Annotated in this window: 18 protein-coding genes; 5 read left to right on the top strand and 13 right to left on the bottom strand. The window is 65.5% G+C overall.

Annotated elements, in window-relative coordinates:
- Positions 1–26: 26 nt before the first annotated feature.
- Positions 27–851: an outer membrane lipoprotein-sorting protein gene (locus OH686_RS17585; protein ID WP_289534188.1), complete on the bottom strand. Its 825-nt coding sequence runs from the start codon at positions 849–851 to the stop codon at positions 27–29.
- A 541-nt stretch (positions 852–1392) separates the two neighbouring features.
- The gene (locus OH686_RS17580) at positions 1393–1680 is read right to left on the bottom strand and encodes a hypothetical protein (RefSeq protein WP_289534187.1); all 288 of its coding nucleotides are present in this window, start codon (positions 1678–1680) and stop codon (positions 1393–1395) included.
- 340 nt (positions 1681–2020) lie between these two features.
- Here OH686_RS17580 and OH686_RS17575 point away from each other — a divergent pair, with 340 nt between their 5' ends.
- Positions 2021–2227: a hypothetical protein gene (locus tag OH686_RS17575; protein WP_137971201.1), complete on the top strand. Its 207-nt coding sequence runs from the start codon at positions 2021–2023 to the stop codon at positions 2225–2227.
- A gap of 65 nt (positions 2228–2292) precedes the next feature.
- Here the strand turns inward: OH686_RS17575 and OH686_RS17570 are convergent, their stop codons facing one another.
- On the bottom strand, positions 2293–2880 hold the full coding sequence (locus OH686_RS17570; protein WP_137971200.1) for a YajG family lipoprotein: 588 nt from the start codon (positions 2878–2880) through the stop codon (positions 2293–2295).
- A 165-nt stretch (positions 2881–3045) separates the two neighbouring features.
- Here OH686_RS17570 and OH686_RS17565 point away from each other — a divergent pair, with 165 nt between their 5' ends.
- Positions 3046–3279 carry a hypothetical protein gene (locus tag OH686_RS17565; RefSeq protein WP_289534186.1) on the top strand — a complete coding sequence of 78 codons (234 nt, stop codon included), beginning with the start codon at positions 3046–3048 and terminating at the stop codon, positions 3277–3279.
- 55 nt (positions 3280–3334) lie between these two features.
- Here the strand turns inward: OH686_RS17565 and mqo are convergent, their stop codons facing one another.
- The 4 genes from mqo to OH686_RS17545 form a co-directional block, all read right to left on the bottom strand.
- Positions 3335–4822 (bottom strand): malate dehydrogenase (quinone), encoded by a 1488-nt coding sequence (gene mqo, locus OH686_RS17560; protein WP_289534185.1) that lies wholly within the window; start codon positions 4820–4822, stop codon positions 3335–3337.
- 380 nt (positions 4823–5202) lie between these two features.
- Positions 5203–5490, bottom strand: a complete 288-nt coding sequence (locus tag OH686_RS17555) for a PA4642 family protein (protein WP_137971197.1) — start codon at positions 5488–5490, stop codon at positions 5203–5205.
- A 105-nt stretch (positions 5491–5595) separates the two neighbouring features.
- Positions 5596–6090: a WbuC family cupin fold metalloprotein gene (locus tag OH686_RS17550; RefSeq protein WP_289534184.1), complete on the bottom strand. Its 495-nt coding sequence runs from the start codon at positions 6088–6090 to the stop codon at positions 5596–5598.
- Entirely contained in the window at positions 6091–6648 is a 558-nt protein-coding gene (locus OH686_RS17545; RefSeq protein WP_192397899.1) for a hypoxanthine-guanine phosphoribosyltransferase, read from the bottom strand.
- Positions 6649–6844: 196 nt separating this feature from the next.
- On the opposite strand from OH686_RS17545, the gene upp reads away from it, so the two are divergent.
- Together upp and OH686_RS17535 are read left to right on the top strand one after the other, a co-directional pair.
- The gene (gene upp, locus OH686_RS17540; RefSeq protein ID WP_289534183.1) at positions 6845–7483 is read left to right on the top strand and encodes a uracil phosphoribosyltransferase; all 639 of its coding nucleotides are present in this window, start codon (positions 6845–6847) and stop codon (positions 7481–7483) included.
- 2 nt (positions 7484–7485) lie between these two features.
- Entirely contained in the window at positions 7486–8748 is a 1263-nt protein-coding gene (locus OH686_RS17535; protein ID WP_289534182.1) for a uracil-xanthine permease family protein, read from the top strand.
- A gap of 185 nt (positions 8749–8933) precedes the next feature.
- Here the strand turns inward: OH686_RS17535 and ppk2 are convergent, their stop codons facing one another.
- Positions 8934–9764 carry a polyphosphate kinase 2 gene (gene ppk2, locus OH686_RS17530; RefSeq protein ID WP_289534181.1) on the bottom strand — a complete coding sequence of 277 codons (831 nt, stop codon included), beginning with the start codon at positions 9762–9764 and terminating at the stop codon, positions 8934–8936.
- Positions 9765–9914: 150 nt separating this feature from the next.
- On the opposite strand from ppk2, the gene OH686_RS17525 reads away from it, so the two are divergent.
- Complete coding sequence (locus OH686_RS17525; RefSeq protein WP_289534180.1) at positions 9915–11843, top strand: RecQ family ATP-dependent DNA helicase; 1929 nt, start codon at positions 9915–9917, stop codon at positions 11841–11843.
- On the opposite strand, the gene OH686_RS17520 is transcribed toward OH686_RS17525, so the two are convergent.
- The 5 genes from OH686_RS17520 to OH686_RS17500 all read right to left on the bottom strand — a co-directional run bounded on the left by OH686_RS17520 (position 11840) and on the right by OH686_RS17500 (position 18298).
- The gene (locus OH686_RS17520) at positions 11840–12910 is read right to left on the bottom strand and encodes an SMP-30/gluconolactonase/LRE family protein (RefSeq protein WP_289534179.1); all 1071 of its coding nucleotides are present in this window, start codon (positions 12908–12910) and stop codon (positions 11840–11842) included. The two genes, OH686_RS17525 and OH686_RS17520, sit on opposite strands and share 4 nt — an antisense overlap.
- 95 nt (positions 12911–13005) lie before the next feature.
- Entirely contained in the window at positions 13006–15075 is a 2070-nt protein-coding gene (locus OH686_RS17515; RefSeq protein WP_289534178.1) for a TonB-dependent receptor family protein, read from the bottom strand.
- Positions 15076–15079: 4 nt separating this feature from the next.
- Positions 15080–16387, bottom strand: coding sequence for a PQQ-dependent sugar dehydrogenase (locus OH686_RS17510; RefSeq protein ID WP_289534177.1), 1308 nt, complete (start codon positions 16385–16387; stop codon positions 15080–15082).
- Between the two features lie 151 nt (positions 16388–16538).
- Positions 16539–17042 (bottom strand): hypothetical protein, encoded by a 504-nt coding sequence (locus tag OH686_RS17505; protein WP_289534176.1) that lies wholly within the window; start codon positions 17040–17042, stop codon positions 16539–16541.
- 356 nt (positions 17043–17398) lie between these two features.
- Complete coding sequence (locus OH686_RS17500; RefSeq protein WP_289534175.1) at positions 17399–18298, bottom strand: LysR family transcriptional regulator; 900 nt, start codon at positions 18296–18298, stop codon at positions 17399–17401.
- Positions 18299–18408: the final 110 nt, after the last annotated feature.

Genomic DNA, 18408 nt, shown 5'->3' with positions numbered 1-18408 from the left:
AATACCCACCCTTCCCTGTCAGATATTCAACGCAGACGCAGCAGATACTCTTTCTGGAAATAGGCTTCCGGCACGGCTTCCAGGCGCACGTCGGAATACAACATGCGCGTGTACTGTTCTTTCTTCAGGCTGTCTTCGATATAGATTTCATGCGGCCGCTCAACACCCAGCGCCGGTTTGTAATCCTTGTACCAGGCACGCTTTATCAACTTGTCGTTGGTGGCGAGAAACTCTGCCTTGTAGGGTCGATAGTTCTCCGCATCGACCCAGTAGATGATCTTCGGATAAGTCACATACGGCCAACGCCGCTGCAATTCCAGGCGATAGCATTTGCGCCCCTCGCAATCCTCGGTGGCCACCAATTTGGATATATAGGAAAGATCGAAGTCGGTAGCGACCACATCGCCATTGGACACCTGTCCGACCAGGCGCTGTTGTCGTGAAATCGGAATGGGACGACGCAACTTTGGCTCGTAGTACCAGAGTTTGTCGAAGATGGATAACAGCGACTTGCCACGCTCGGTGGGCGGATCGACGAAACGCACCAGTGCGCGCGCGTCGCCCTCTTGCCCCGACTCGGGCTTATAGAAACGCATGGCAACATCGAAACTTTGCCGAGTGACTTCACTATCGCCCTTCATCTCCGCCAGAGTCAGGGTATAGCGGAAGGGCTCGGCCGGGGCACGAATACGGTCGGCGCGACGGATAATATCCACGGCGCGCGCATCTTCGGAAACTTGATCCGCTGTATTTTCAGAAGAGTTTGCAGATTGCTGAGCAGCGGCCGGCGCCATGGACGCGAAAAACGCCCAGCCCAGAATTAGAAATAAAGAAACTACGCCGTGCCGCATCCCTTCATCCCCCGCAACGCCAATAGACAAAGCCTGGACACTGCAGAACTTATTATTGTTATGGCGAAGAACTTCCTGAGCATCGCCTATGGTTCAGCTTCAAAGCTGGCCGAATCCTATTTTTAGGAGAGCATTAATGTCAACACGGCATTCCGCGAACTATTTCTGCAATGAATGGCCTATCGCCATGTTTGCCACAGGCAATATCAACTTAAATCGGCGGCACGTTTAATTAGAAAGAGAGTTCTAAATTCATTAATAGTCCACCCTGCAACATGACCATCCAGTCACGACAACTGCGCAGAATACTGCCACCCATGACATTAGATTCGTTGCAGGTACGATCGCTCCACAACGGCGCAGCTAATTTGGTGCACCTATAGGCAGTAGCGCCGGAAGAACTCCCGAGACTGGCCTCAGGCGCTGACGGAGGAATGTCGAGCAGAGTGCTGCGACGAAAAGCAGAGAAAAAAGGATGACTGGCCGGTTTCCGGTCGCCATCTGCGCAGACTTCGGCGAGACGCCCAGAGCGCCGACAGCCTCAGATACGTGTACTGAACCAGGACAGCAGCAGAGCGGCGCCCAGAGTGGCGGTACCAAAACCGTAGAAGAAGCGGTTGATGCGCTGGGTCGGCTCGTCCAGCAACGAGGTTTCCTCGTCGATCTCGTCCAGTTCGCTGTCGGCGGCCAGGTGGGCAACCGCGCGCTGCTCGCGCAGGCGTGTGGCCAGCAGCAGCCAACTGCCGGCGACGGCAAAGAACAGTGCCAGGCCGTTGAGCACTTGCCCGGGATAGGTCGAAAACAGGGTCCAGAGGTACTGCAGGGACACGCGAATCACCTCAACAGGAGATAGATGCGCCATCGACAGGAGGCGCTGGCACCAGAAGCGGGCAAGGAGGCTCGCCAGGCTCTGCCCTGCCCCTCTTGGCCACTCGTCGGAGCACCAGAAACAGGCAGCGCCCCGCCGGAAAAGGCCGCAGGGCCCGTGTTTGGCGGGCGGCAGTCTACTGGAACCCGCCTGATTATGAGCTGCGTTCCGACGAACGTTGGTGCTTATCACCAAATTGTCTGAAAACGGTCATCCAACTGGCCTAGGGTTTGTTACTCCATCCGTGACTATCCAGTCACTGTGGTGACGGAGCGAATTCCATAACAGCGGAGGACCCGCCATGCTAAACCCGCAACCTGTTGACCGCGACTATCTCATCGACTCGCTGGACGAAGTGGAAGCCGTGGTAGATGAACTCTCCTTCAACGTGCAGGACTACCACTGGCTGGTGTATTGCGCCCTCGGTGGCCACGAGCACTACGATCTGCCGGATATCGACGAACGCACCGGCTTCAGCCTGCCGGAGCTGTATGCCGAAGCGGCCTGACCAGGCGGCCTGGCCGAACATGAAAAAGCCCGGCGATGCCGGGCTTTTTCGTTGCGCAGAACGCCTTACTGCTGGCCGAGCATCTGGCCGATGGTTGGGTCCTTGAAGGTCCGGGTCAGGGCGTCGCTGAGTACGTCGCTGATCAGCTTGGTGTTGGTCTCCTGGTTCGGCGCCATGCCGAAGCGCTGGTTCAGCGAGGCGCCGTAGCGGCCGCTGTAGCGACGGGCACTGTTCTGCACATCGGCGCGGAAGGTGGCGCTGATATCGGCCTCGGTGACGTACATGCCTTCCTTCGGCGACTGGTACTTCAGCTCGGCCAGGGTCAGGGTCAGCTGCGGCGCGTTGTAGGCGTTCTGGCTCGGCGTGAAGCCGAGCAGGCGGACGGCCGCCTCGGCCTCGGCCTGCAGGCGCGGCAGGATGTCCTGGCCTTGCACGCTGATGGCGCTGGTTTCCGGATACAGGCCGCCGCGAGTGCCGAGTACCGGCGACGGGCGACCGTCGGCAACGCGTACCACGACCGGCTGGCCCTGGCCCACGGCCACCAGCGCGGCGTTGAGCTTGGGCTGCGGGCGCAGCTGCTGCGGGCTGTGGGCGCAGCCGACGAGGGCGACGCCGAGAGCGCCTAGCAGACCGAACAACAGGTGTTTCTTCATGAGCGATCTCCAGAAGGTGGCTGCGGAAAATGGCCGGCAGTATACCCACCGCTCCGCTGGGCCGACAGCTGTGTTTCAGACCGTCGCCGAGGCCCTGCGGTTCCTGTCATAGCCCTGTCACCGCCGCATGCGATAAGACTCCGGCAACCGAAGGAGAATCGCTCGATGATAAGTCTATGGTCCCTGCTTACCCCGCGCGCCAGGATGCGCCGGTTCGCCCTGCTGGATGCCACGGGCACCTGCCGCGCCCTGCGCGAGGCACGCGAACTGCCAGCCGAGGACGGCTGGGTGGAAGTGCGCGAGCTGCGCAACCAGTGGCTGGGCCAGGCACTACCGCTGGAGGCGATGATCGCGCCACAACACCTCGGCATGCGCCCGCGCCCTGCCCTCGCCGTCTGAATCCCAGGCATGAAAAAAGCCGCCCGAAGGCGGCTTTTTCGTTGGTGCTAGGGCATCAGACGAGCTGCAGGGCCTTGTCGCTCTGCTCGCTGACCGAGCGGTACAGCGCGGCGTCTTCTTCCAGCACCTTCTCGCGAGCCGGGAAAATTTCCTTGAGCTTGGCAGCCCAGGCAGCGCTTCCGGCTTGCGCGGCGAAGCAGCGCTCGATCAGGTTGAGCATGATCGATACGGTGACCGAGGCACCTGGCGAGGCACCCAGCAGGGCGGCGATGGTGCCGTCCTCGGCCGCCACCAGCTCGGTACCGAACTGCAGGATGCCGCCCTTCTTGGCGTCCTTCTTGATGATCTGCACGCGCTGGCCGGCGATCTCCAGGCGCCAGTCGGCCGGGTTCAGGTTCGGGTAGAACTTGCGCAGGGAGTCCAGGCGCTGTTCAGGCGACTGCAGCACTTCCTTGATCAGGTAGCGAGTCAGGTCGAAGTTGTCGCGGGCCACGGCCAGCATCGGGCCGATGTTGCTTGGACGTACCGACAGCGGCAGGTCGAGGAACGAGCCGTACTTGAGGAACTTGGTGGTGAAGCCGGCGTAGGGGCCGAACAGCAGCGAGGTCTTGCCGTCCACCACGCGGGTGTCCAGATGCGGCACGGACATGGGCGGTGCGCCCACTTCGGCCTGGCTGTAGACCTTGGCCTGGTGCTGCTTGACCACTTCCGGATTGTCGCAACGCAGCCACTGGCCGCTCACCGGGAAGCCGCCGAAGCCCTTGCCTTCCTCGATGCCGGACATCTGCAGCAGCGGCAGTGCGCCGCCACCGGCGCCGAGGAACACGAACTTGGCCTTGATCTCGCGCTGCTCGCCGCTCTTGGTGTTCTTCACCTCGGCGCTCCAGCCGTCGGCGGTGCGCTTGAGGCCGGTGACCTTCTGGCTGTAGCTGACGGTGGTGCCACCCTGCTGGGCGAGGTACTGCAGCAGCTGATTGGTCAGGGCGCCGAAGTTGACGTCGGTGCCGTTCAGCGCGCGGGTCGCGGCGATGCGCTCGTTGGCATCGCGGCCCTGCATCATCAGCGGCATCCACTCGGCCATGGCGGCCCTGTCTTCAGTGTACTCCATGCCGGCGAAGGCATGGTGCTGGGTCAGCGCGGCATGGCGGGTCTTGAGGAAGCCGATATCCTTCTCGCCACGCACGAAGCTCAGGTGCGGCACCGGATTGATGAAGTTCTTCGGCGAACCGAAGGCGCTCTTGCCGCACAGGTACGACCAGAACTGCTTGGAAACCTCGAACTGGGTGTTGATCTGCACCGCCTTCTTGATGTCCACCGAACCATCCGCCGCCTGCGGCGTGTAGTTCAGCTCGCAGAGGCCCGCATGGCCGGTACCCGCGTTGTTCCACGGGTTGGAGCTTTCGATGGCGCCGGAGGAACGCAGTTCGGCGATCTCCAGCTTGAGGTTGGGGTCCAGCTCCTTGAGCAGCACCGCCAGGGTGGCGCTCATGATGCCGGCCCCGACCAGCAGCACATCCACAGTTTCGTGATTGACTTGCGTCATTAACGCTTCTCCAAGATCTGCAGTACCAAGCCGCTGACATCGGCCTTTTGAGCCGCGCACCGACGTCTAATCACTGGCAGCCAGACGGGTGTCTGGAGCTTCGGAGGGCTCGCACCGTGGCCGATGACTTGGCCTGACCGATCCCGAGCAACCTCGTCCGGCGCGCACCGCCTGTGGGCGGCCCGCACGTTCAATTCTTCACTTCCCGACAGAGCTCGAAACGCTCTGCAATGACCCTGCAGCGGGGCACGCAAGACGCGCGCCAGACCAGCTGCCGCGCCGGCTCGGGAGTTTTACGGCGCGCACAATACCACTATTGCCGCGGGCTCAGTCGCAAAAAATGCACGAACCCCGGCGGACGGTCATTTTTTCTACGGCTCTCAGGCTTTTGCCGCTTTAACGGCTTCCACGTAGGGCTCGGCCAGGCGCTGATCCTGGATCAGGGCGATGAAATCCTGGCCTTTGGCATCCCGCGCGTTCAGGTCGTAGCCGGCCTGCTTGAAGAAGGTCAGGAACTTCTCGAAGTCGTCGATGCGCAGGCCGCGGTAGGCCTTGACCAGCTTGTGCAGGGACGGCGGGGTGTCATCCGCCGGCTCGACGTCGAGGAACAGCTTGATCGAGTCGTCGCTGATCTCTTCGCCAATCACCTGTTTCTTGTCTTTACGCATCACGCACTCCAGCTAGCGGGCATCACGGGGGCCGGCAGTTTACCCTTGCCCCGTGCGCCGCTCAACGCGACTAAAGGCTGCAGCCGGGAGTCCCGCGGACCGCGACTAGACCGGCGAGTCGCCGAGCGGCCGGAACTGCGCGCGCATCCAGGCCAGGTAATCGGCCACCGCCGGCTCGCCCTCGCGCGGCGCCCAGGCGGCCTGCTCGGCCTCGACCAGCGGGCGATAGGGGCCGGCCTTGCATTCGAAGAGGATGCTGTCGGCCGTCAGTACCACCAGGGCGTGGAACTGGCCGGGGGTGAGATCGACGCCCTGGCAGTCGCCGCCGGCCTCGAGCAGGCGGGCCTGCTGCAGGCTGCCGTCCTCGGCGAACAGCAGCAGGCCGATGCGCCCCTGCAGCACCAGCAGGGTCTCGGCCTTGTCATCGGACAGGTGGCGATGGGGAGGAATATAAGTGTCGGGCTGCAGCCCCACCGCCAGGCGGTGGCAGGGCTCGCTCATGTCGTGCAGGTTGTGATGGGCGCGCCGACGTGGGCTGTCCGCGGCCTTGTCCGCCAGCTCGGCGAACAGGGCGCGGTCGAGAAACACCGGCGCGCGCACCTACAGGCCTTTTACCGCATAGATGCCGGCGGCGTTGCGCCAGTAGCCCTTGTAGTCCATGCCGTAACCGAAGATGAAACGGTCCTCGCAGGGCAGACCGACGTAGTCGGCCTTGAGGTCCGGGCGGGCCTTGCGGTCATGGGTCTTGTCGATCAGTACGGCGGTGTGCACGGCGCTGGCGCCGGCGTGCTTGCAGAACTCGATGATGGCGGACAGGGTGTGCCCCTCGTCGAGGATGTCGTCGATGATCAGCACTTCGCGGTCGATGAAGGAGATTTCCGGCTTGGCCTTCCAGAACAGCTCGCCGCCGGTGGTCTCGCTGCGGTAGCGAGTGGCGTGCAGGTAGGACAGCTCCAGCGGGAAGCCCAGCTTGGGCAGCAGCTTGCCGGCGAAGATCAGGCCGCCATTCATCACGCAGAACACCACCGGGTTGCGCTCAGCCAGCTCACCGTTGATGGCCGCGGCCACCTGGTCGATGGCGGCCTCCACCTGGGCCTCGTTGAACAGGCAATCGGCTTCGGCCATGACTTGGCGGATGTGGGCGAGATCGGCGGACATGGCGTGCTCCGGAAGGTAAAAGTGGGCTGGTTAAAAAATGGCCGGCAAAGGTACTCAGATGGGCGCCAGAGGGCAAGTCCGGCAGCATATTTTCTGACCAATCGAACAGCTAAACCGTTAAACTGCGCGGCTTCTAGACGGCATTACCAGTGCTTTACTCTAGCCAGAATTTCCTTCCCGCCCCGGAGAACTCCGCATGCCCATCCGTGAGATCCGCCATCCGCTGATCCGCCACAAGATCGGTCTGATGCGCCGCGCCGACATCAGTACCAAGAACTTCCGCGAACTGGCCCAGGAAGTGGGCGCCCTGCTGACCTACGAGGCGACCAACGACCTGCCGCTGGAGCACTACGAGATTCAGGGCTGGGCCGGACCGGTGCAGGTGGAGAAGATCGCCGGCAAGAAGATCACCGTGGTGCCGATCCTGCGTGCCGGCATCGGCATGCTCGACGGCGTGCTCAGCCTGGTGCCGGGCGCCAAGGTCAGCGCCGTGGGCATCGCGCGCAACGAGGAGACCCTGCAGGCACACACCTACCTGGAGAAGCTGGCGCCGGAGATCGACGAGCGCCTGGCGCTGATCGTCGACCCGATGCTGGCCACCGGCGGCTCCATGGTCGCCACCATCGACCTGCTGAAGAAGGCTGGCTGCAAGGAAATCCGCGCCATGGTCCTGGTCGCCGCCCCCGAGGGCATCAAGAAGGTCGAGGACGCCCACCCGGACGTGACCATCTTCACCGCCTCGATCGACCAGCGCCTCAACGAACACGGCTACATCATTCCCGGCCTGGGTGACGCCGGCGACAAGATCTTCGGCACCAAGCAGAAGGACGCCTGAGCATGAGCGAGTACAACGACCCGCTTCCGCGGCAGATCCTCTCCGGCGCGCAGATGCTGTTCGTCGCCTTCGGCGCCTTGGTGCTGATGCCGCTGATCACCGGCATGGACCCGAACGTGGCGCTGTTCACCGCCGGCGTCGGCACCCTGCTATTCCAGCTGGCCACCGGGCGTCAGGTGCCGGTGTTCCTGGCGTCGAGCTTCGCCTTCATCGCGCCGATCATCGCCGCCAAGGGCGAGTTCGGCCTGCCGGCGGTGCTCGGCGGCGTGGTCGCCGCCGGCTTCGTCTACACCTTCCTCGGCCTGGCCGTGAAGCTCAAGGGCCCCGGCTTCATCGACCGCATCCTGCCGCCGGTGGTGATCGGCCCGGTGATCATAGCCATCGGCCTGGCCCTGTCGCCGGTCGCGGTGAACATGGCCATGGGCAAGACCGGCGATGGCGCCGCCGAACTGGTGCCCTACCAGACCGCCATGTTCATCTCCATGCCCGCGCTGGTCACCACCCTGCTGGTGGCCGTGCTCGGTCGCGGCCTGTTCCGCCTGGTGCCGATCCTCGCCGGCATCGCCGTGGGCTGCAGCCTGGCCGCCTTCTTCGGGGTGATCGACACCGCTGGCATCGTCGCCGCGCCCTGGCTGGCCATGCCCAACTTCGTCGCCCCCGAGTTCCACCTGGGCGCCATCCTTTACATGGTGCCGGTCGCCCTGGCGCCGGCCATCGAGCACATCGGCGGAGTGATCGCGGTCGGCACCGTCACCGGCAAGGACTTCGTGCGCAAGCCCGGCCTGCACCGCACCCTGCTCGGCGACGGCCTGGCCACCTCGGCCGCCGGCCTGTTCGGCGGCCCACCCAATACCACCTACGCCGAAGTCACCGGCGCGGTGATGCTGACCAAGAGCTTCAACCCCAAGGTGATGACCTGGGCGGCCGTGTTCGCGATTCTGCTGGCCTTTATCGGCAAGTTCGGCGCGGCGCTGCAGGCCATTCCGGTACCGGTGATGGGCGGCATCCTCTGCCTGCTGTTCGGCTCCATCGCGGTGGTCGGCCTGAACACCCTGATCCGTCACCAGGTCGACCTGTCCGAGGCGCGCAACCTGATCATCGTCTCGGTGACTCTGGTGTTCGGCATCGGCGGCATGGTCATCGGCGGCAAGGAGTTCGCCCTCTCCGGCATCTCCCTGTGCGCCATCAGCGCCCTGGCGCTGAACCTGCTGCTACCGGGCGGCAGCGCCTGGCACAAGCATCCACCGATCGACCCGGAGATCTGAATAGAAAAGCCCCGCTCTCGCGGGGCTTTTTTCAGAAGCAACGTTACGATCTCGCGAGCTAGCCAGGCTAGGCCTCGGCGGCCCCGCGTAAAGGGCCGAGGGCGCGGAGTTTACAGGTAGTAAATGAGCACCCGAGGCCCTTTTCCAACGACGCATGGCCGACGCGCAGCAGATCGTAAAGGCCCTCAGAACGGCTCGGCGATGTACTTGAAGGGGTAGTTGGCCGCCTTGTACTTGCCGATCTTGCGCTTGGGCAACTTGACCTTGGGCTGCTCCACCGGCTGGTAGGGGATCTGCCCCAGCAGGTGGCTGATCAGGTTCAGCCGCACGCGCTTTTTGTCTTCCGAACGCGCCACGTACCAGGGCGCCCACGGCGTGTCGGTGGACTCGAACATCTCGTCGCGGGCCTGGGTGTAGTCGTCCCAGCGGTTGAACGACTTGATGTCCATCGCGGTCAGCTTCCAGGTCTTGCGCCCGTCGTCGATGCGCGCGTGCAGGCGCCGTTCCTGTTCCTCCGGGCTGACCTCCAGCCAGTACTTGAGCAGGATGATCCCCGACTCGACCATGGTCCGTTCGAACATGGGCGTCAGGGCGAGGAACTTCTTCACCTGCGCATCGCTGCAGAAGCCCATCACCCGCTCCACCCCGGCGCGGTTGTACCAGCTGCGGTCGAAGATCACGATCTCACCCGCCGCCGGCATCTGCGTCAGGTAGCGCTGCACATACATCTGACTTTTCTCCCGCTCGGTGGGCGCCGGCAGCGCCACCACGCGAAACACCCGCGGGCTGACCCGTTCGGTCAGCGCCTTGATGGTGCCGCCCTTGCCGGCGCCATCACGCCCCTCGAAGACGATCACCACCTTGGCGCCGCTGGCCACCACCCATTGCTGCAGCTTGACCAGCTCGACGTGCAGCTTGCGCAGCTGCTCCTCGTAGTCCTTTCGCGAGAGTTTTGCGTCCGCTGCCTTGGCGGAGACCTCGGCCCTTCCCTGTGCTTCCTTCTTCTGTTTGCTCATGGCGAACCCGTCATTGGTGACTACCTCCGACGAGCCTAGATCGCCGCACGCTGGCTTGCCACGTACCGGGCAAACACCACGGCCGCTGGCAGTGCATGGCAGCGCGCGCTATGGTCTGCAGCCACTCAAAGCCGCCAGCGGATGACAGCCATGCTCGACACACTTTCCCGCGTCTTCGGCTTCTCCCAGCTGCGCCCCGGCCAGGAGCGCGTGGTCGAGGCCGTGCTCGGCGGGCGTTCGGCGGCGGCGATCTTCCCCACCGGCTCGGGCAAGTCGCTGTGCTACCAGCTGCCGGCGCTGCACCTGCCGCACCTGACCCTGGTGGTGTCGCCGCTGCTGGCGCTGATGCAGGACCAGCTGGCCTTCCTGCATGCCCGCGGCATCAGCGCGGCCAGCATCGATTCGGCGCAGAGCCGCGAGCAGACGGCGGAGACCATGGCCCGCGCCAAGAGCGGCGAACTGAAGATCCTGATGATCTCGGTCGAGCGCCTGAAGAACGAGCGCTTCCGCCACTTCATCGGCCAGGTGCCGATCTCCCTGCTGGTGGTCGACGAGGCGCACTGCATCTCCGAGTGGGGCCACAACTTCCGCCCGGACTACCTCAAGCTGCCCGACTACCAGCGCCAATTCGGCATTCCCCAGGTGCTGCTGCTCACCGCCACGGCGACACCGCCGGTAATCGCCGACATGCAAAAGAAGTTCGCCATCGCCACGGACGATGTGGTCACCACCGGCTTCTACCGGGCCAACCTCAACCTGCTGGTGGAGCCGGTTGCCGGGCGCGACAAGCAGCGCCGCCTGGTCGAGTGGCTGGGCGCCAAGGCCGGCCAGCCGAGCATCGTCTACGTCACCCAGCAGAAGACCGCCGAACAGGTGGCCGAGCAGCTCGGCCAGCGCGGCATCGCCGCCAGCGCCTACCACGCCGGCATGCCCCATGAGGCGCGCGAGGCGATCCAGCGCCAGTTCATGGACGGGCGGATCAACTGCATCGTCGCCACCATCGCCTTCGGCATGGGCATCGACAAGAGCGACATCCGCAACGTGGTGCACTTCGACCTGCCCAAGTCGATCGAGAACTACAGCCAGGAGATCGGCCGCGCCGGGCGCGACGGCCAGCCGTCCGACTGCCTGGTGCTGGCCAACCGCGACAGCCTCAACGTGCTGGAGAACTTCGTCTACGGCGACACGCCGGAACTCGGCGGCATCCGCCGCGTGCTCGACGAGCTGCTGGCCAGCGCGCCGGACGGCCAGTGGGAACTGATGCTCAACCAGCTGTCCGAGCACAGCAATATCCGCCAGCTGCCGCTGAAGACCCTGCTGGTGCAGTTGGAACTGCGCGGCATCATCGCCCCGCGCTACGCCTACTTCGCCGAGTACCGCTTCAAGTACCTGGTCGAGCCGGAGGTGCTGCTGGGTAAGTTCGAGGGCGAGCGTCGCCAGTTCGTCGAGGCCATAGTCGCCAGCTCCAGCCGCGCGCGCACCTGGTGCACGGTGGACTTCGACGCTCTCTACAGCCAGCACCAGGCCGAGCGCGGCCGCGTGGTCAAGGCCCTGGACTTCTTCCAGGAGCGCGGCTGGATCGAGCTGGAAAGCAAGCAGATGACCGAGGTCTACGCCCTGCTCGATCCGCGCTTCGACCCGCAGCAGCTGAGCGCCGAACTGCACGCCTACTTCAAGCAGCAGGAGGCCAGCGAAATCCGCCGAATCCACGCCATGCTCGAGCTGTTCGCCACCGACCAGTGCCTGAGCCAGCGCCTGGCCGCCTACTTCGGTGACGCCAACGCGCCGCAGCGCTGCGGCCATTGCTCGGTGTGCCACGGCCAGGTCGCCCGCCTGCCCGCAGCACCGACGTTGCGCCCGCTGGCCGAGCAGGACCTGCACGCCCTGTGCGCCGGCTTCGGCCAGCGCCATCGGGAATACAGCGGCGAAGCGCCGAGCAGCGAATGCCTGACGCGCTTTCTCTGCGGCATCAGCGTGCCGCTGTTCACCAAGCTCAAGGCGCGGCAGATCGCCGGTTTCGCCGCGCTGGAGGACTACCCCTACGCCGAGGTGCGCGACTGGGTGGAGCACCAGGCCTAGCGCGACAGGCTGACCCGATAGGCCCCATCCGCATCGATCTCCCCTACTCCGCCGGGCGTGCCAAGCAGCAGCTCATCGCCCACCTGCACCACGCTGCTGAAGCTGGGCAGCGCGCTGCCCGGCGAGGCCTTTAGGCTCTCCAGCACTCTGCCCTCGCCGTCGAAGCGGAACACATGCGGATAACGGCTGGGCCGCGCCAGCAGTGCCGGCGGCAGGCGCGAGGCGATCTTGCGCAGGAACGGCCAGGGCCCCAGGGCATCGAGCACGGCCTTGCGCGGCGAGAAGAACGAGCACCAGTAACTGCCATCCGGGGCGACGGACAGGTCGCCGGGGAAGCCCGGCAGGTTGTCCACCAGCACCTCGCGCTGGCCGCTGCGCGGGCCCCGTATCCACAGACGCGTGATGCGATAGGCACCGGTCTCGGCGACCAGCAGGTAGGACTCGTCCGGACTCAGCACCACGCCGTTGGCGAACTGCAGGCCATCCATCACCCGCTCGATGCGCCCGTCCGGGTCACGCACGAACACGCCACCGTCGCCACCGTGCTCCAGCAGCGCGCGCTTGTTGTCGGCCAGGCCCCAGCGGCTGGAGGCCTCGGTAAAGAACAGGCGGCCGTCGCGAGCCACGAACACGTCGTTGAGAAAGGTGAAGCGCTGCCGGGCATCGCTCTGCACCAGCACCTGCGCCTGGCCGCCGGGCGTGATGCGCCAGACCTTGGCATTGGCTTCGTCGGCCGCGTACAGGCTGCCGTCCGGGCCGAAGTTCATGCCCACCGGACGCCCGGCCAGGCTGACGAAGGTCTGCGCCGCTTGCCCCGCCTGCCAGCGCAGGATGCGCCCATCGCCGATACCGCTGTAGCGCCGACCCTGGCCGTCCACCACCACGGTGTCCGGACCGGCCAGGCCGGACTGCTCCAACACGGCGCCATCCAGCCGCCCGTTCGGCGCCCATACGCCTGCGGCCTTGGGGAGCGGACCAGGCTGCCAAGCCCGCGGCTGCATGGGCGCAGGCCAGAACAGCAGGTAGGAGACACCCGCCAGCACGAGAAACAGCAGCGCTCTACGCATGAGGAAGTCCTGTTGATCTTGTTTGCCGCAGCCTACCTTCGCACGCCGCGAGACAGCCTTGCCCCCAGGGCCAAAGCACTGGCCTTGCAGCCACGTCAGAAATTGAAGGCGAGATCGGTGCCGAGGTACCAGTTGCGCCCCGGCGCCGGCTCGTAATAGCGGCCGTTGCCCTCGGCCACGATGACCGAGCCGATGTAGTCGCGGTCCAGCAGGTTATCCAGGCGCAGGGTCTGTCCGAAGGTCCATTGCTGCAGGTTCTGCTCATGGCGCAGGCGCCAATTGAACACCGCATAGCCCGGTGCCGGGCGTTGCTGATTGCTGTCCTCGACATACACCTTGCTGCGGTAAAGGCCGTCGATGGCCACGGAGAGCGTCTCGCTGGGGCGCCAGAGCAGCTCGCCATACAGGGTCGTGGTCGGCACGCCGGGCAGCCGATTGCCCGCCTCGATCTGCCGCCCGGCGCTGCTGAAGTCCTGGTCGTAGGTCGCCTGCAGATAGGTGTAGGCCAGGCTGGCCTGCCACTGCTCGCCCCACTGCTGCTCCAGGCTCAGCTCGACGCCGCGGCGCAGGGTCTGCGCGGCATTCTGGTAGGTGCTGCGCCCGGAGGATGAGCCGGCCACGACCAGCTCGTCGTCGGTCTCGATCTGGAACAGGGCGGCGTTCAGCCGCGTTCCTTCGCCGAACAGGGCCTTGAGGCCCAGCTCGTACTGCAGGCTGGTCGCCGCATCGAGCTGCAGGTTGAAGCCGCCGGCATCGGGCGAATAGGCCAGCTCGCTCAGGGTCGGCGTCTCGAAGCCCTGGCCGACGCTGAAATAGCCGTGCAGCGCGGGGGTGAAGGCATAGAGCACACCGAAGGCAGGCGTATTCTGCCGGTAGGTGCGGCTGCCACTGTCGGCGCCGTTGCTGCGGTAGTGGTCATCGACCTCCACCTCGACGCGGTTGTGCCGCAGGCCCGCCTGCAGGGTCCAGTCGCCCAGGCGCCAGTTGGCCTGCAGGTAGGGGTCGAGGCTGGTGACCCGGTCGAGCTCGTCGCGGCGCAACTGCCCCTTCACACCCAGCTGGCTGCCGACGAAATTCTCGTAGCCCTGGCGATCGTCCTCGCTATGGTCGTAATCGAGCCCAAGCACCCACTCGAACTCGCCGGGCAGGGTCGTCACCGGCTGCAGCCAGCGCAGGCTGCAGCCGTGGAACTCGCGGGTGAAGTCGATAACCCCGCCGGCGTGCTTCGGGTTGCCCTGCACGGCGACGGGAATCGACTGGTACTGCACCACCCGCCGCGTTCCCGCATACAGCGTGCTCTGCAGGCTGGCTGCGCCGAACTGGCGCTCGAAGTTCAGGCCCAGCTGCTGCTGATCGATGCTCTTGCGCGTGTCGAACAGCTCGGCCACCACCGGCTCCGCGCGCGGGTCGGCCTGATAGGCATCCCAGGTCAGCCCCAGCGGGTCATCGCTCTGCTGGTTGAAGTCGCTGAAGCTCAGGGCCAGGCGGCTGTCGTCATCCGGATACAGGTTGAGCTTGGCGAAGGTCTGCTCACGCAGGGCCGCGCTGTGGTCGCGGTAACCATCGGTATCCAGCCGCGAGCTGTCGACCAGGAAGCCGCCCCACTCATTACCTCCCTCGGCGCTCAGCCGCTGCCGGCTCAGTTGGTCGCTGCCCCAGGCCGTGCCGGCGAACACCTGCGGCGGCCCCTCGCCATCGCGGGAGAACAGCTGGATCACGCCGCCCGCGTTGCTGCCATACATGGTCGCCATCGGCCCGCGCAGCACCTCGATGCGCTCGGCACTGTCGAGATCGAAGGTGGCCAACTGGCCCTGGCCATCCGGCGTGCTGGCCGGGATACCGTCGGCGATCAGCTTGATGCCGCGCACCCCGAAGGTGGCGCGAGAGCCGAAACCGCGCGACGACACCTGCAGGTCCTGGGCGTAGTTCTGCCGGTTCTGCACCACCAGCCCCGGAACCCGCTGCAGCACCTCGGAGGCATTGATGCCCGGCTGCCCTTCGCTGATGGTGCGCCGATCCAGACTATCGACCGAAAACGGCAGGTCGAAGCTGCGCTCGGCGCTGCGCGAACCGCTGATCACCGCGGGGTCGAGCTGTACGGCCTCGCCGGCCAACAGCGGGCCGGGCAGTAGCAGCGCGAACAGGGCGGGCAGGCGCCGCGACACCCGCCTACTCACTCGCCTTGGCGCTGACGCGCCAGATCAGGTTGCCGACATCGTCCGCTACCAGCAGCGCGCCCTGTTTGTCGACTACCACGCCCACCGGGCGGCCCATGGCCTGCTCCTCGCCATCGAGGAAGCCGCTCAGCACATCCTGCGGCATGCCACTGGGCTTGCCGTCCTTGAATGGAACGAAGATCACCTTGTAGCCGCTGTGCGGCTTGCGGTTCCACGAGCCGTGCTGGCCGATGAACATGCCCTCCTTGAAGGACGGCAGCTGCGCCTGGTCGGCGAAGGCGATGCCCAACGAGGCGGTGTGTGCGCCGAGGGCGTAGTCGGGGACGATGGCCTTGGCCACCAACTCGGGCTGCTGCGGTTGTACCCGCGCATCGACATGCTGGCCGAAGTAGCTGTAGGGCCAGCCATAGAAGCCGCCGTCCTGCACCGAGGTGATGTAGTCCGGCACCAGGTCATCGCCGATCTCATCGCGCTCGTTGACCGAGGTCCACAACTTGCCGCTGACCGGCTCCCAGGCCAGGCCGTTGGGATTGCGCAGGCCGCTGGCGAAGAGGCGCTTGGCGCCGCTGGCCGGATCGACTTCCCAGATCGCCGCGCGCCCCTCCTCGATGTCCATGCCGTTCTCGCCGACATTGCTGTTGGAACCGACGGTGACATACAGCTTGCTGCCATCGCGGCTGGCAATGACGTTCTTGGTCCAGTGGTGGTTGATCCCGGCCGGCAAGTCGGTGACCTTGTCGCCGGCGGCCTCTATATGGGTCTGGCCCGTCTGGTAAGGAAAACGCACCAGGGCGTCGGCATTGGCCACATACAGCTGGTCGCCGACCAGCGCCATGCCGAACGGCGAGTGCAGTTGCTCGAGGAACACCGTGCGCAGCTCGGCGACACCATCGTGGTCGGCATCGCGCAGCAGGCTGATGCGATCCGCGCTGGGCACCCCGGCGCCGGCCTTCTCCATCACCTTGCCGGCGATCCAGCCTTTCAGCCCGCCACCTTCGCGCGCCGGCGCATTGCTCTCGGCCACTAGCACATCGCCGTTGGGCAGCACGTACAGCCAGCGCGGGTGATCCAGGCCGGAGGCGAAGGCATTCACTTGGGTGCCGGCGGCGGCCACCGGCTTGCCACCGTCGGGCCAGCCCACGGCCGGGGCGATATTGACGGTGGGCAACAGTCCTTCGCTCGGCTTCGGCAATTGCGGCTGCGGTCCGTAGCCCTGCTCGATTGCCTGGCTCGAACCATCGCTGCAACCGGCGAGCGCAATCGCCACCAGCAGACCGGGCAAAAGTGAACGTGCGTGCATGGCGTCCTTCCTTTGTTGTTGTGCTCAGGCGTTGACCACCGCCAGCTGCGGGGATTCCGCTCCTCGTTTCGGCACAACACTACCAGCACACAGCCGCCACCGGCCGCCAAATCACAACAGATCGTGTCTCAGCGGCCCGTGCGGCGCAAAGTCAGGCAATCAGGTCACGGGTCTCCTGATAGGTGGTGATCGCCTCGATGGCGGTCCGCGTGGTCACCGTCTGCGGCGGACCGAAGGTCAGCTGGTTGGCCTCCGCCCGCGGCTGGGTCAGGTTCTGCGGCGCCAGAGGATCGTTCTGCTCGGCAGACTGCTGCAGCTGATCGGCCCGCTGGGCCTCCAGCACCCGCTCCACCTGCTGCTGACGCAGCCGATCCTGCAGGCTGCTGGTGGCTTCATCCGCCGCCTGCCGCGCCTGTTCGGCCAACTCTTCGCGCAGCAGCTCGCGGCGTTCCTCGGCGAGTTCCTGCTGCCGGGCGGAACGCTCGGCAGCCCGTTCACGAGTCAGCTGCAGACGATCCTGCAACCGCTCGGCGCTGGTGGGGTTGAGCGGCGTGTCGAAGCGGTTACGCACCTCCAGCGAGGTGTTGTCATCGAGCGGACGCAGGGCGCGCGGCTCGTAGAGAGTGTTGCCAATCGGACTGATGGCGATAGCCATGGGGTTCTCCCTGGATTTCGGCCTGGGAGCCTCATTCTATGGCCTTGCCAACGCTTTATTTAGGCGGATGGGGCATAAGGCCCGGACGCAGATGTTCTAGCACTTTTTCCTGCCTTTCCGGTCGCACCGCTGACGGAAAAACCGCTGCATAAGCCGCCAGCGCCCATGGCAGAGGCGCTGCCGCACGATGCACCGCTGCGCCTGGGCCAGGCCCGGCACAGAGCCTTCGCGCTGCGCTGGCGCGGCCAGGCGCAACGGCGAAAGGCGACGAATGGCAGCAAGTGAATGGCCAGCACAGGCCGGAGCCAGGCCCGCTCAGGCGCGCAAGCGCTACACCAGCCATTTCCTCGCTGAACTCAGCCCTCGCCCAGCACGCGGATCTGCTCGATCAGCCACTGCAGGGCCACATCGCGGCGGCGCAGATCGAGGCTGACGATCTGCAGGTGGAAGGCGCCCAGGTCGAAGGGCAGGTCGAACAGGTCCAGCGGCAGCAGTTCGGCGAAGTAGCGAGCCAGGCGCGCCGGCAGCACCGCCACCAGATCGCCGCTGGCGGCGATGTGCGCGGCCTGCAGGTAGTTGGGCGTGGTGTAGACGATATCCCGGCTCAGGCCCTGCTCGCCCAGCCACTGCTCGACCAAGCCGCGGGTCTGGCCACCGTGCACCCACAAGTGGCGCAGACGCAGAAAGCCGTCCAGGTCGAGGCCGTGGCGCAGCTGCGGATGGTCGCGACGCGCCACCAGCTGCAGGGTCTCGCTCATCCAGCGGCTGCCGGCGAAGCGTGGTGGCAGCGCCTCGAAACGACCGACCGCCAGGTCCAGCTCGCCCTTCTCCAGCGCCTCGGCCGGCAGGCGCGGGCTCAGGTGGCGCACGTCGATGCGGATGCCCGGCGCCTGCTCGGCCAGGCGCGCCAGTAGTCGCGGCATCAGCAGCATCTCGGCGTAGTCGGTGAGGGCGATGGTGAAGCGCTGGCGGCTGCGCGCCGGATCGAAGTGGCTGCCCTCGCCCAAGCTCTCCTCGATCTGCCGCAGCGCGGCGCGAATCGGCGCCTCCAGTTCCAGCGCACGCGGCGTCGGCTGCATGGCGCGGCCGACGCGCACCAGCAGCGGGTCGTCGAGCAGCGCGCGCAGGCGGTTCAGCGCGTTGCTCACCGCCGGCTGGCTCAGCGCCAGACGCTCGGCCGCCCGCGACACGTTGCGCTCGCGCAGCAGGGCATCGAGCACGCGCAGGAGGTTGAGGTCGAAGGTCAATATATTCACAAGAGGAATTCAACTTATCACAAGTCAAAATTTCCCAAATAGTAGCGCCGTACTTAAGGTTCGTCAGTTGTGTTTTGGCAGGTCGCCACGGCGGCCGACATGAAGTGACC

The organism is Pseudomonas sp. SO81 (genome assembly GCF_030374125.1).
Lineage (GTDB): Bacteria > Pseudomonadota > Gammaproteobacteria > Pseudomonadales > Pseudomonadaceae > Aquipseudomonas.
Note: the sequence above shows the minus strand (reverse complement) of the source record. Positions and strands in the feature narration are given on the sequence as shown.

Excerpts from the sequence above, each read along its gene's own strand:
- OH686_RS17585 (WP_289534188.1), bottom strand. The coding sequence starts at position 851 with ATGCGGCACGGCGTAGTTTCTTTATTTCTAATTCTGGGCTGGGCGTTT.
- OH686_RS17570 (WP_137971200.1), bottom strand. The coding sequence starts at position 2,880 with ATGAAGAAACACCTGTTGTTCGGTCTGCTAGGCGCTCTCGGCGTCGCC.
- OH686_RS17545 (WP_192397899.1), bottom strand. The coding sequence starts at position 6,648 with ATGTCCGCCGATCTCGCCCACATCCGCCAAGTCATGGCCGAAGCCGAT.
- OH686_RS17565 (WP_289534186.1), top strand. The coding sequence starts at position 3,046 with ATGATAAGTCTATGGTCCCTGCTTACCCCGCGCGCCAGGATGCGCCGG.
- ppk2 (WP_289534181.1), bottom strand. The coding sequence starts at position 9,764 with ATGAGCAAACAGAAGAAGGAAGCACAGGGAAGGGCCGAGGTCTCCGCC.
- OH686_RS17555 (WP_137971197.1), bottom strand. The coding sequence starts at position 5,490 with ATGCGTAAAGACAAGAAACAGGTGATTGGCGAAGAGATCAGCGACGAC.
- upp (WP_289534183.1), top strand. The coding sequence starts at position 6,845 with ATGCCCATCCGTGAGATCCGCCATCCGCTGATCCGCCACAAGATCGGT.
- OH686_RS17535 (WP_289534182.1), top strand. The coding sequence starts at position 7,486 with ATGAGCGAGTACAACGACCCGCTTCCGCGGCAGATCCTCTCCGGCGCG.
- OH686_RS17510 (WP_289534177.1), bottom strand. The coding sequence starts at position 16,387 with ATGCACGCACGTTCACTTTTGCCCGGTCTGCTGGTGGCGATTGCGCTC.
- OH686_RS17525 (WP_289534180.1), top strand. The coding sequence starts at position 9,915 with ATGCTCGACACACTTTCCCGCGTCTTCGGCTTCTCCCAGCTGCGCCCC.
- OH686_RS17520 (WP_289534179.1), bottom strand. The coding sequence starts at position 12,910 with ATGCGTAGAGCGCTGCTGTTTCTCGTGCTGGCGGGTGTCTCCTACCTG.
- OH686_RS17575 (WP_137971201.1), top strand. The coding sequence starts at position 2,021 with ATGCTAAACCCGCAACCTGTTGACCGCGACTATCTCATCGACTCGCTG.
- mqo (WP_289534185.1), bottom strand. The coding sequence starts at position 4,822 with ATGACGCAAGTCAATCACGAAACTGTGGATGTGCTGCTGGTCGGGGCC.
- OH686_RS17505 (WP_289534176.1), bottom strand. The coding sequence starts at position 17,042 with ATGGCTATCGCCATCAGTCCGATTGGCAACACTCTCTACGAGCCGCGC.